Origin of the sequence: Rhodovulum sp. BSW8 (assembly GCF_003314725.1) — a bacterium.
GTDB lineage: Bacteria > Pseudomonadota > Alphaproteobacteria > Rhodobacterales > Rhodobacteraceae > Rhodovulum > Rhodovulum visakhapatnamense.
Genome location: NZ_QNVX01000057.1, coordinates 1 through 11,995 on the forward strand (window position 1 = coordinate 1; position 11,995 = coordinate 11,995).

At 65.7% G+C, this 11,995-nt stretch carries 8 protein-coding genes and 5 pseudogenes; 9 read left to right on the forward strand and 4 right to left on the reverse strand.

All coding sequences use genetic code 11. The annotated features are described in order from the left end of the window. Positions 1–142: 142 nt before the first annotated feature. The 3 genes and pseudogenes from DSD19_RS22815 to DSD19_RS19475 all read left to right on the forward strand — a co-directional run. Positions 143–331: pseudogene (locus tag DSD19_RS22815) on the forward strand (glycoside hydrolase TIM-barrel-like domain-containing protein); the annotation flags it as partial. 219 nt (positions 332–550) lie between these two features. Continuing rightward, complete coding sequence (locus DSD19_RS19470) at positions 551–805, forward strand: helix-turn-helix domain-containing protein (RefSeq protein WP_075787570.1); 255 nt, start codon at positions 551–553, stop codon at positions 803–805. Continuing rightward, positions 805–2,133, forward strand: coding sequence for a HipA domain-containing protein (locus DSD19_RS19475; RefSeq protein ID WP_113670813.1), 1,329 nt, complete (start codon positions 805–807; stop codon positions 2,131–2,133). Before DSD19_RS19470 ends, DSD19_RS19475 begins: the two co-directional genes overlap by 1 nt. A 19-nt stretch (positions 2,134–2,152) precedes the next feature. Here DSD19_RS19475 and DSD19_RS19480 read toward each other — a convergent pair. Next, a pseudogene (locus DSD19_RS19480) lies at positions 2,153–2,590 on the reverse strand (IS5 family transposase); the annotation flags it as partial. A gap of 131 nt (positions 2,591–2,721) precedes the next feature. Next, complete coding sequence (locus tag DSD19_RS19485) at positions 2,722–3,021, reverse strand: ATP-binding protein (protein ID WP_207802491.1); 300 nt, start codon at positions 3,019–3,021, stop codon at positions 2,722–2,724. Between the two features lie 123 nt (positions 3,022–3,144). Here DSD19_RS19485 and DSD19_RS19490 point away from each other — a divergent pair, with 123 nt between their 5' ends. The 6 genes and pseudogenes from DSD19_RS19490 to DSD19_RS22490 form a co-directional block, all read left to right on the forward strand. Next, positions 3,145–4,284 (forward strand): efflux RND transporter periplasmic adaptor subunit, encoded by a 1,140-nt coding sequence (locus tag DSD19_RS19490; protein WP_113670814.1) that lies wholly within the window; start codon positions 3,145–3,147, stop codon positions 4,282–4,284. Positions 4,285–4,302: 18 nt separating this feature from the next. Further along, the gene (locus DSD19_RS19495) at positions 4,303–7,416 is read left to right on the forward strand and encodes a multidrug efflux RND transporter permease subunit (protein WP_113670815.1); all 3,114 of its coding nucleotides are present in this window, start codon (positions 4,303–4,305) and stop codon (positions 7,414–7,416) included. Next, positions 7,413–8,111 carry a response regulator gene (locus DSD19_RS19500; protein WP_113670816.1) on the forward strand — a complete coding sequence of 233 codons (699 nt, stop codon included), beginning with the start codon at positions 7,413–7,415 and terminating at the stop codon, positions 8,109–8,111. Before DSD19_RS19495 ends, DSD19_RS19500 begins: the two co-directional genes overlap by 4 nt. After that, the gene (locus DSD19_RS19505) at positions 8,101–9,180 is read left to right on the forward strand and encodes a HAMP domain-containing sensor histidine kinase (protein ID WP_113670817.1); all 1,080 of its coding nucleotides are present in this window, start codon (positions 8,101–8,103) and stop codon (positions 9,178–9,180) included. Before DSD19_RS19500 ends, DSD19_RS19505 begins: the two co-directional genes overlap by 11 nt. After that, positions 9,173–9,622, forward strand: a complete 450-nt coding sequence (locus DSD19_RS22645) for a hypothetical protein (protein WP_133260481.1) — start codon at positions 9,173–9,175, stop codon at positions 9,620–9,622. Before DSD19_RS19505 ends, DSD19_RS22645 begins: the two co-directional genes overlap by 8 nt. Then, a pseudogene (locus DSD19_RS22490) lies at positions 9,552–10,004 on the forward strand (ATP-binding cassette domain-containing protein); the annotation flags it as partial. The gene DSD19_RS22645 and the pseudogene DSD19_RS22490, both read left to right, overlap by 71 nt. A gap of 102 nt (positions 10,005–10,106) precedes the next feature. On the opposite strand, the pseudogene DSD19_RS22495 reads toward DSD19_RS22490, so the two are convergent. Both DSD19_RS22495 and DSD19_RS22820 read right to left on the reverse strand, forming a co-directional pair. Next, positions 10,107–11,051: pseudogene (locus DSD19_RS22495) on the reverse strand (ParB/RepB/Spo0J family partition protein); the annotation flags it as partial. 39 nt (positions 11,052–11,090) lie between these two features. Continuing rightward, positions 11,091–11,186, reverse strand: a pseudogene (locus DSD19_RS22820) (antirestriction protein ArdC); the annotation flags it as partial. Positions 11,187–11,995 lie beyond the last annotated feature (809 nt).

The window sequence follows — 11,995 nt, forward strand, 5'->3', positions numbered from 1 at the left end:
GAATCCTTACGCTTTCGGTGCAAACGAAAAACCCCGCCGGAGGGGCGGGGTCATCGCAAGTAAAGATGGTTGCGGGGGCTCGCAACCGTCGTCACTTGCCTCAACTGCGGTGCATGCTCGCATGATAACACACCGCCGATTCGCATATCTGCAGGCGAACATTGCGGGCGGCGAAGGCTTCGACTGGTTCTATGCCAGCGCGGCTGACCGATCCGCGCAGTTCGGGACCGCGATCACCGACGGTGCCGCCAGTAAGCCATGGGTCTTTCGATACAAGGATCTGCGCGCCTGGTGGTCGAACCCGCACTACAACCGTCTCGGAGGCGTCGAACCCTGCTTCTCGTGAGCACATCTCCTTCCGGCGAGACGGATTTCCCAGGGCATGAACCGGGCTCGCTCGATCTTACCCTCTCGCTCGTTTCGCTTTCAGGGACGACAATAGTTTACCATCTATGGTAAGACACCCGAAAATACCATGCATGGTATAATTTGAAATGGTGCACCGCATGGTATAAAAGCCAAAGGTGCGTCGCGTGGTGTGGAGAGCGTCTTGCAAAAACCAGAGCCGTTTCGGGATCTGAAGGAACTCGGCAGCCTCGTGCGGCGCCATCGCGACCTGCATGGCCTGTCGCAGCAGGAGTTGGCGTCGATGAGCGGGGTCGACGCGAAGCAGATCTCGCGTATCGAGACCGCGGCGCATGAGGCCAAGATCACGACCATTCTGCGAGTGGCCGCGGCATTGGGCCTGGACCTCGCTGTCACGGACCGGGCTGGTGCGTCCTCGCGCGTCGAGGACATTTTCTGATGGGGCGCGCGCCGCAGACTCGAACCCTGGATGTCTGGGTGAATGGCCGGCTCACGGGATACTACCGCTACAGCCCGTCGGGCGGCGTCAGCTTCCAGTACGAGAGGGAATGGCTCGACTGGGAGCATGCCTTTCCGCTATCGCGGCAATTGCCCCTGGTCGCGCGGTCGCAAAGCGGCAGGCATGTGAACGCGGTTTTCGAGAACCTCCTCCCCGACAATGCGCCGATCCGGCGGATGATCGCGGAGCGGACCGAGGCGCGGAGCGACAGGCCGCATGATCTGCTGGCGGCGATCGGGCGCGATTGCGTGGGCGCGATGCAGTTCGTGCCGCATGGCCAGGATCCGGGAGATCCCTTCGTCATCGAGGGGGAAGTGCAGAGCGAGGCACAGATTGCCGAAACGCTGCGCCACCTGGCGCGCGATCCGCTCGGGATCGCGGAAGAGGATGAGCCGTTGCGCATTTCGCTCGCCGGTGCCCAGGAGAAGACGGCCTACCTGAAACAGGGGGACAACTGGGTGAAGCCGCGCGGCCTCACGCCCACCACGCATATCTTCAAGCGCCCGATCGGGGTGACCCAGCGCGGCCTCGACCTCTCGGAAAGCGTCGAGAACGAATACCTGTGCCTGAAGATCCTGCAGGCTTTCGGGCTTGAGGCGAACAACGTGGAAATGGCGCGCTTCGAGGATGAACGGGTCCTGGTCATCGAGCGCTTCGACCGGGCCCCGCGCGCGAAGGGCGGGATCGTGCGACTTCCCCAGGAGGACTTTCTGCAGGCCTCAGGTTTCGAATCCGGGCTAAAATACCAAGACCATGGTGGCCCCTCGATGCGCGATTGCCTCGAGCTGCTGGCAGCCTCGGAAAACCCGCTTTCGGACCAGAATCTGTTCCTCAAGGCGCAGATCCTGAATTGGATGCTTCTCGCGACCGACGGTCACGCGAAGAACTATTCGATCTTCAACCTGCCGGGCGGCGGGTTCCGGATGACGCCGCTCTACGATGTCCTCACCGCGGCGCCTGCCGAGTTGCGCAACAACTTTCGCCACAAGGACATCCAGATGGCGATGTCGGTGGGAAACGCGCGCCACTACCGGATGGACCAGATCCATCCGCGGCATTTCACCCAGACCGCCCGCGCGGCGCGCGTGCCCATCCGGGTGATCCGGGACGCCACAATCGAGATCGTGGAGATCGGTCGCCCAGCCCTCGCTGAGGTCGAAGTCGGGTTGCCGGGCGATTTCCCGGAGAGGATCTCGGGGCCGGTGTTGGAGCGTCTCGGGCGATGTCTCGCGACGGTGGAAGCTTATGCTGAAAGCGGCGACGCCTAGGGTCCAGACTCATTGAGTTTCAGAGCCAGAAGAGGACTGTTGCGGCAAGGGCGATAGCGGAGAAGAAAGTCTGCGGGCATCGGTCGTATCGGGTAGCAACCCGTCGCCAGTCCTTGAGGCGGCCGAACATGATCTCGATGCGGTTGCGGCGCTTGTAACGCCTCTTGTCGTATTTTACCGCCTTCTTGCGGGACTTCCGGCCCGGGATGCAGGCCTTTATCCCCTTGTCTTTCAACGCTCCTCTGAACCAGCCAGCGTCATAACCCCTGTCGGCGAGCAACCACCCCGCCTTCGGCAGGCTGCCCAGCAGAGCCGCAGCGCCGGTGTAGTCGCTGACTTGTCCGGCGGAGATGAAGAACCCAATTGGCCGCCCCTTCGCATCCGCGACGGCGTGCAACTTGGTGTTCATGCCTCCTTTTGTGCGCCCGATCTGGCGCCCGCGCCCCCCTTTTTGACGCACAAGGGCGATTTCGGAACGGAGGGTTGTCCACGGGAGGGACCCGCGCGCCGGGCGCCGCGCCGCCCGCGCGGCTGGAGGTGCCGGGCGCGCGGGAGGGTCCTGTGGGCAACCCGTGGGGTCTGGGCAGGTCATTTCTCATACTCTTTCTTGGCATCGCTGCGGTCCTTGCGCATCGATGGGCCGTCCAGCGCGATGCGGTAGTTCACGTCCTCCATGCAGGCGTCGCCGTGGCGCAGGGCGGCGGCGCGCAGCCCGGTCTGGAACCGGCGGGTGTTGCGCGTGGCCTTTTCACGATCGAGCATCAGCCCGATCCAGGTGGCGGGATCGAGATCACGGCCGTGATCTTCCGACAGCAATTCGGCAAAGGCTTCGGCCTTGCCGTCGAGCTTCAGCGTGCAGAGCGCGTCGTGGGTGGGGTGTGTGAGCACCCGTCGCGCAGTAGTCCGACGAACAGGCAGAGGGAACATCTCCACGATATCTCCACGAAACCTCGGCGGTTAGTCCATCGGCCGATGCCAGTTGGCTGCAGTGTGAAACCGACGGGACGCAACATGGCACGCCGAAACATCCTGATCCTCTCGTTCCTCGGCCTGATGGCCGGGACCCTTGCACTGTTCCAGCTTGCCGATCGCCCCGATGCGGCCCCGGCGGAGATGAGCGGGACCGAGATGGCGGTCCAGGTGACCGTCGAGACGATCCGGCCCGAACCGATCGTGCTCGCGACCGAGTATTCCGGCCGGGTCTCGGCCGCCCGGCGGGTCGAGATCCGTCCGCAGATCGGCGGTCTCATCCTGGAAAGGCGCGTCGAGGAAGGAACGCGGATCTCGGCGGGCGAGGTCCTGTTCCGCATCGATCCGGCACCCTTGAAAGCCGATCTAGCCCTCGCGGAAGCCGCGCTGATGCGTGCCGAAGCCGCCGAGGCCCATGCCCGTCGCGCGGTCGAACGCTCGGATGCCCTGCTTGCCAGGAAGGCCATCAGCCAGCAGAGCAACGATACCGCCCATACCGAACTGCGGCTTGCGACGGCCGGTGTTGCAGAAGCGCGCGCCGCGGTGGAACACAAACGCCTCGACCTCGATTTCGCGACGCTGCGCTCTCCGATCGGCGGCTATGTCGCGGCGGGGCTGGCCGATGTCGGCGGGCTGGTCACGGTCGGCGGCGAGAAGGCCCTGGCGGTGGTGCAGGACCTGGACAAGGTCTATGTCGACCTGCGTTTGCCGGCAGACGACCTGGACGCGGTCCTGATGGCGGCCGAAGAGGGGCTGGGACCGATCCGGATCATCCGAGACCGTGACGGGGCGGCGCCCCTGACCGGCGTGCTGAAATCCTCGGACGTCATCGTCGATCCGGGCACGGGCTATGTCAGCGTCCGTATCGAGACCGCGAACCCGAAGCTTGCGCTGCTGCCGGGCATGTTCGTGCGCGCGAAGCTTCCCCGCGGCGCCGTTCCCGACGCGCTGCTGGTCCCGGAGGACGCCATCCTGCACACCGCGGGCGGCGGGGCGCAGCTTGTCGTCGTCTCGCCGGAGGGCAAGGCCCGGCGCCGCGACGTGGTTCCGGGCGCGCGCATCGGCAACCGCATCATCATCGTCTCGGGCCTGGCGCCCGGTGAGGTCGTGGCGATCCGCGGGCAGAACCGCGTGCCCGAAGGGGTCGCGGTATCGGTCGACGCCCGCCCGGCCGAAACCTGATCCCGAAAGGCAGAGGGAATGTCCCAGTTCTTCATCCTGCGCCCGGTCTTTGCCTGGGTGATCGCGATCTTCATCATGCTTGCCGGGATCGTCGCGATCCCGCGCCTGCCGGTGGCGCGGTTCCCCGACATTGCGCCGCCCAGCGTGAGCATCTTCACGACCTATGCCGGGGCCGATGCGCAGACGGTCAGCAACAGCGTGGTCCGTCCGATCGAGAAGGAACTCTCCAGCGTCAAGAACGTGCTCTATTACGAGAGCAGCATCGACTCGACCGGCGGCGCAAGCATCACGGTGACGTTCAAACCCGGCACCGACCCCGAGATGGCGCAGGTAGAAGTGCAGAACCGGCTGAAGAATGCCGAGGCCCTGCTGCCCGCCCCCGTGCGGCGCGAAGGTCTCGGGGTCGAGGCGGCAGAATCGGGCTTCCTGATGGTCATCACGCTCAGGTCGCTCAGCGGGGCGACGGATGAACTGAGCCTTGGCGATTACCTGTCCCGCAATCTGGCCGAGGAACTCAAGCGGGTCCCCGGTGTCGGGCGCGTGCAGCAATTCGGCTCGGAACGCGCGATGCGGGTCTGGGTCGATCCGGCGAAGCTCTCCGCATATGGCCTGAGCATGGCCGATGTGACCGGGGCGATCGCGCGCGAAAACGCCCAGGCCACGCCCGGCCGGGTCGGCGATGAACCGACGGTACCGGACACCCGGGTTTCGACCCCGCTCACCATCCGGGGTCAGCTGACGACGCCCGAGGCCTTTGCCGGGATCACGCTGCGCGCCAATACCGACGGCGCGCGGCTCGTGCTGGGCGATGTCGCCCGGCTGGAGCTTGGCGCGCAGACCATGGCCTTCAGCGTCAGCAGCAACGGCAAGGGGGCCGCCGCCGCCGCCATCCAGATGTCGCCCGGCGCCAATGCCGTCAGCACCTCTGCCGCGATCGAGAAGCGGCTGGCCGAGCTGCGCCTTGCGATGCCCGAGGACATGGAGGTCTCGATCTCCTACAATACCGCGCCATTCGTGAAGGTCTCGATCACCAAGGTGATCCACACGCTGATCGAGGCCATGGTGCTGGTCTTCCTCGTGATCCTGCTGTTCCTGCAGAAGGTCCGCTATACGCTGATCCCGACCATCGTCGCACCTGTCGCGCTTCTGGGCACCTTCGCGGTGATGGCGCTGGCGGGCTATTCGATCAACGTGCTGACGATGTTCGGCATGGTCCTGGCCATCGGCATCATCGTCGACGATGCCATCGTCGTGGTCGAGAATGTCGAGCGCATCATGGCGCGGCAGGGGCTCTCGCCCAGGGCCGCGACCCAGCAGGCGATGCGCGAGATCTCGGGCGCCATCATCGGCATCACGCTGGTTCTGTCCGCGGTCTTCATCCCGATGGGACTGGCGGGCGGATCGGTCGGCGCGATCTATCGCCAGTTCACGCTGTCGATGGCGGTGTCGATCCTGTTCTCGGCCTTTCTTGCGCTGACCCTGACACCGGCGCTCTGCGCCACGCTCCTGCGACCGGTGACAGGGCATGGCGAGGCGCGAGGCTTCTTCGGCCGGTTCAACCGCGGCTTCGACAGGATGACCCGGCGCTATACCGGCTGGGTCGGCTGGACGCTGAGGCGCGGCGGGCGGATGCTGGTGCTTTATGCCGTGCTGATCGGCGTCATGGCGGCGGGCTACATGCGCCTCCCGACCTCCTTCGTTCCGGACGAGGACCAGGGCAGCTTCATGGCCATGTTCGAACTGCCCGCCGGCGCCACCGCAGAGCGCACCCGGGCCGTGATCGCCGCCTATGAGGCCCATACCGCCACCCGTCCCGACATCACCGAGAATACCGTGATCCTCGGGTTCGGCTTCTCGGGCTCGGGGCCGAATGCGGCGCAGGCCTTCACCAGCATGAAGGACTGGAGCGCGCGCAAGACCGGCGTCGACGAGGAAATCGCCGCCGCCGAGGCCGCCATGGCCGATATCCCCGAGGGGATGGCCATGATCATGAAGCCTCCGGCCATCGAATCGCTGGGCACCACCTCGGGCTTTTCGTTGCGGCTGGAGGATCGGGCCAATGCCGGACCCGCCGCGCTGAAGGCGGCAGAGGACCGGTTGATCGCCCTCGCGCAGGCCAGCCCGCTGCTGAGCGGGGTGATGAGCGAGGGCCTGCCCGACGGCATGAGCATCGCGCTGAAGATCGACCGGGAGAAGGCCCAGGCGTTCGGGCTGCGGTTCGACACGATCAGCGAGACGATCTCGACCGCCATCGGGTCGACCTATGTGAACGACTTCCCCAACCAGGGGCGCATGCAGCAGGTGATCGTGCAGGCGGATGCCGCGGCCCGGATGCATGTCGAGGACGTGTTGCGGCTGGAGATGCGCAATCTCGACGGCGGCATGGTGCCGCTCTCCGAGGTGGTGACCCCGGTCTGGGAAAACACCCCGCTGCAACTGGATCGCTATAACGGCTATCCGGCGGCGCGGATCTCGGGCGAGGCGGCAAGCGGTGTGTCGAGCGGCGCGGCCATGGCCGAGATGGAGCGGCTGGCAAAGGCGCTGCCGCAGGGCTTTGCGGTGGAATGGAGCGGGCAATCGCTGCAGGAACGGCAATCGGCCGATCAGGCCTCGATATTGCTCGCGGCCTCGATGCTGGTGGTGTTTCTGGTGCTGGCAGCCCTTTACGAAAGCTGGTCGGTGCCGTTTGCGGTGATGCTGGTCGTGCCGCTGGGTCTTCTCGGGGCGGTGACCGCCGTCCTGCTGCGGGGCGCGGATAATGACGTGTTCTTCAAGGTGGGCCTTGTCACCATCATCGGATTGTCCGCCAAGAACGCGATCCTGATGGTCGAATATGCCCGCCATCTGCGCGAGCAGCAGGGCATGGGGCTGCATCGCGCGATCCTGCAGGCCGCGCGCCTGCGCCTGCGGCCGATCCTGATGACCTCGCTGGCCTTCATCCTGGGCGTCGTGCCGCTGATGCTGGCGCAAGGGGCAGGTTCGGAGATCCAGAATGCCATCGGCACGGGCGTCTTCGGCGGCATGGTCTCGGCCACGGTGCTGGCGGTCTTCTTCGTGCCGGTGCTTTATGTCACGGTCAGCCGCCTGACGCGGAGGACGCCACAGGACACGATGCGAAAGACCGCGCCATGACCGATGCCCTGATCCTGATCGTCGAGGATGAGCCCGAGATCGCCGAGATCCTCGAGACCTATTTCGCGCGCGAGGGCTTTCGCGTGATCTGCGCCCGCGATGGCACGACCGGGCTGGCCCATCATCAGCGCCTGCGCCCCGATCTGGTGGTCCTCGACATCAAGCTGCCGGGGCAGGACGGCTACGAGGTGCTGGCCGCGATCCGGCGCCGGGGCGAGACACCGGTCATCATGGTCACGGCCCTGGCCGAGGATCTGGACAAGTTGCAGGCGCTGCGGATCGGGGCCGACGACTATGTCGTCAAGCCCTTCAACCCGCTTGAAGTGGTGGCCCGCGCCCGCGCCGTGCTGCGCCGCACGATGGGACGGGGGCCGGATCACCTGTTGCGGCTGGGGCCGCTGACGGTCGACCCGCAAGCTTACCGCGCTGTCATCGATGCGGCTGCCGGGCCGCTCCCGCTGGAGCTGACCCCGACCGAATTCCGCATCCTGGCCCATATGGCGCGCTTTCCGGGGCGGGCCTTCGGCCGGGCAGAACTGGTCGATGCCTGCCTGCCCGAAGGGGCCGCGCTGGATCGCACCGTCGACAGCCATGTCAGCAACCTGCGCCGCAAGCTCGCGGCGGCGGAGGCGGATGGCATGCTCGAAGCCGTGCGCGGGATCGGCTACCGCCTGGATATGCCCCATGTCCGGTAACCTGAACGCCCGGATCACCAAGACGATGGTCGCGCTGACGCTGATTGCGACGCTCGTCGTCTCTCTGGGGCTGATGGCCTATTTCCTGTTCATCTACGACTGGATCTATCCCGACAGCGATGACCTCGCGGGGTGGCGGACCGCCGACACCGTCATGGTTCTGCTGCTGCTGGCCTTCGGGCTGCTGACCGCCTCGGGGATAGGCTGGCGGCTGGCGCGGCGCATCGTCGAACCGCTGAAATCGGTGGCGGCGGCGGCGCGGCGGATCGCGACCGGCGATTTCTCGGCACGGGCCGACCTGCCGTCGGGCAGTTTCCGCGAGGCCGCGGACCTGCTTGCCGATTTCAACGCCATGGCCGAGCGCCTCGAACGCGCCGAGGCCGAGCTGGCCTATTCCAACTCTGCCATCGCGCATGAACTGCGTACGCCGCTGACGATCCTGCGCGGCCGCCTGCAGGGCATGTCGGATGGCGTCTTCGATCCGACGCCGCAGCTCTATGCACGCCTGATCGAGCATGTGGATCATCTCTCGGCCCTTGTGGAGGAGTTGCGCACGCTGGCCTTGAACAATGCGGGCCAGCTCGAGCTGATCCGGGACCGGTTCGATCTGGCCGAGGAGGTCGGCGCCGCGCTGAACGGGCTGGAGGCGGACCTGGCCGCGGCGGGCATCACCGTGACCCGCGCGCTTGCCCCGGCCCGGATCGAGGCGGACCGGACCCGGCTGCGCCAGGCCTGCGTCGCGGTGCTGGAAAACTGCCGCCGCTATGCGCCGCAAAGCCATGTCCATGTCGAGACCCGCGCCAATGGTGACGCGGTGGTCTTTCGCTGTTCGGATACCGGGCCCGGGCTTTCCGCCGAAGACCGGGCGCGCGCCTTCGACCGGTTCTGGCGGGCCGATGCCTCGCGCGGGCGCAGTCTGGGCGGCTCGGGCCTCGGCCTGCCCATCGTGCGCGCCATCGCCCGCGCCCATGGCGGCGAGGCGCGGATCATCCCGCAGCCGCCTCCGGGGCTGACCGTGGAACTCCGCCTGCCGAAAAGCGCCTTGCATGCCGGACAGACCGATGACTGACGATCCCGGGCATTACGACGATCTGGCTGCGCGGCATGTGTCGATACGGCGCGTTTTGCGGCTGTTCGTCCCCTACCGGGCGCGGATCGGGGCCGTGGTGGCGTTGATGATCCTTGCATCGGCCATCGGTCTGGCCGGGCCGTTCCTGCTGCGGGCGATCATCGACATCGCCTTGCCGCAACAGGATCTTTCGCTGCTGGCCTGGCTGGCGGGCGGCATGATCGCGGCGGCGCTGGCCTCGGCCGGGATCGGCGCGCTTCAGATCGTTCTGAGCGCGCGCATCTGCCCTCTTTGCCCGGGTCTTCGAATATCTCGACAAGCCGGTCGAGATCACCGAGCGCGCCGATCCGGTGACCATCCCCCGGTCCGACATGCGCGGCGCGGTGCAGCTGGACCATGTCAGCTTTGCCTATGCGGGCCAGTCCCTTCGGACGATCGATGATGTGACCCTGACCATCCCGGCGGGCAGCCATGTCGCCATCGTCGGGCCGACGGGCTCGGGCAAGACCACGCTCGGCTACCTTCTGGCGCGGCTTTACGATGTCGACGCTGGCGCGATCCGCTTCGACGGGGTGGATCTGCGCGATCTCGGCTTTGCGACGCTGTCGCAGATGCTGGGGGTCGTGTCGCAGGAGCCCTATCTGCTCAATGCCTCGGTGGCCGAGAACCTGCGCTTTGTCTGCCCCAAGGCGACCGGGGCCGATATGATCGCGGCCGCGAAGGTGGCGCAGATCCATGACCATATCGCGGCCTTGCCCGAGGGCTATGACACCTTGGTCGGCGAGGGAGGCTTCCGGTTCTCGGGCGGCGAGAAGCAGCGCCTGGCGCTGGCCCGCACCATTCTGCGCGACCCGCCGATCCTGCTGCTGGACGAGGCGACGAGCGCGCTCGATACCCGCACCGAACGCGCGATGCCGCAGGCCCTGGAGCCGTGCATCGACCTCGTCGGGCAGTTCGTCGGCCTCGGCATATTCGGCTTCGAGGTCGTCGAGCTCGTTGCGCAGCGCCTCACGCCGGGCGCGCTCGTCTTCGGTCAGATCGACCGGCGTCCCGGTGATCGACCGAAGGCCCTGGGTGTGGCCATAGGGGAAGTCGGCCGCGACCTCGATCCACTTCCAGCCTTCGCCGGCGATGGCCTCCGCTTCGGCCTTCAGCTTGTCGGCGACGAGCTGCTCCAGCAACGGGACATCCTCGATCCAGCCCCCGTCGTCGTCCTGGAACAGATCGCGCAGGACGATGCCGCCGGCCTCCTCATAGACCTCGATGGTGACGAAGCGGACGCGGCGATCCGAGGCGCGGACGGTGTTCTCCGTCAGCATCCGGCGGATCTGATAGGGCTCCTTCGACCAGCTATGCTGGATCGACTCCCAGACCTGCTTCTAGCGCGCGTGGTCGGAGGAGACGGTGAAGGCCATGAGCTGATCGAGGGTCATCTCGTCCTCGGCATAGGCATCGAGCAGAGTCTCCGAGACGGTGACGAGCTTGAGCCGGTGCTTGACGATGGCGGTCGAGACGAAGAAGCGCGCGGCGATCTCCTCCTCGGTGAGACCCTGATCGCGCAGCGTCCTGAAAGCCCGGAACTGGTCGAGGGGGTGAAGCGCCGCGCGATGGGCATTCTCGGCGAGCGAGTCTTCTTCAGCCGAGATTTCGGTCCCGGTTTCGCGGACCACGCAGGGCACCGGCGCGGTCTTGTTGAGGCGCTTGGCCTTCACGAGAAGTTCGAGCGCCCGGTAGCGGCGACCGCCAGCGGGGATCTCGAACACGCCGGTCTCCGTGCCATCGGCATCGAGAACCGGTCGAACGTTGAGGCTCTGCAGGAGACCGCGGCGGGCGATGTCCTCGGCCAGCTCTTCGATCGAGACGCCGGCCTTCGCGGCGGCCGTACCCCAGGGCTGGACCCATGGCACCCGACCGGCTTCTAGCTCGGCGATGATCTTGTCGGTAATTTCGGAATAGAGGTTGGTCCGGTCGCCCCTGGCGCCGGATTTGCGGGTCTGTCTGGACATCGCGTGTCTCCGCGACGGGCGCCGGAGGCCTCTCCTCCAGCCCTCAACCCGTCACGGCAAACCGGTCCGCACTCTCACTCTCAAAGGGGGCGTTGCGGGGTGTCCCCGCAGAAGGGGCCGGCCGAGACGACAGGCTCGGCCGCAGGGGAAGGCTTTCCCCTCCCGATGGATGTTCAAGAGCAATACGAAAACCCGGAAAGAGGTAGAGTTTTTTCACTCACCTTCCGTAGACGCCTAGTCGTCAGAGGCTGGGTGCTGGGGACGCGGTCAGTAGATGACCGCCTATGAGGCTCTCGCCGATGACAACAAACTGGCGATGGAATCCCGTATCTTGTGCTCGATGTGAATGGAAGTTTGTGAGAGGAAATATCGTTGCGGCCCGGCGCTTGGTGCCCCCCTTACCCTGCACCCATCCCCCATGAGCACGGAGATCACAGTGGGATGACGCGATAACCATGATACCGGGATCACACGCGCGCAACCACAACACCCTGAATTAACGACAAAATCTGATTTACCCGATGTCAAATTAGCGATCCCAATCGGCATATATATGTCAAACAGAGAGCATCAATACGCGACATTGAACCCATGCTCAGCATATTCAGTCCGACTTAAATCCTGGCAGCGACACAGATTTTAGCCTATCTCTTGGCTATGGAAAGCGGACCCACCAGCCCATCAGGGATCCAAGCCTGATAGACTGATGGTCCAGCCGGCAAGCACGTTTTCCTAGGCTCAGGACCCATTGATCTGCTTGAAACCGCTACGGCTGAATGATTCAAGCTCCCGGACTGACGGTGGGTGAT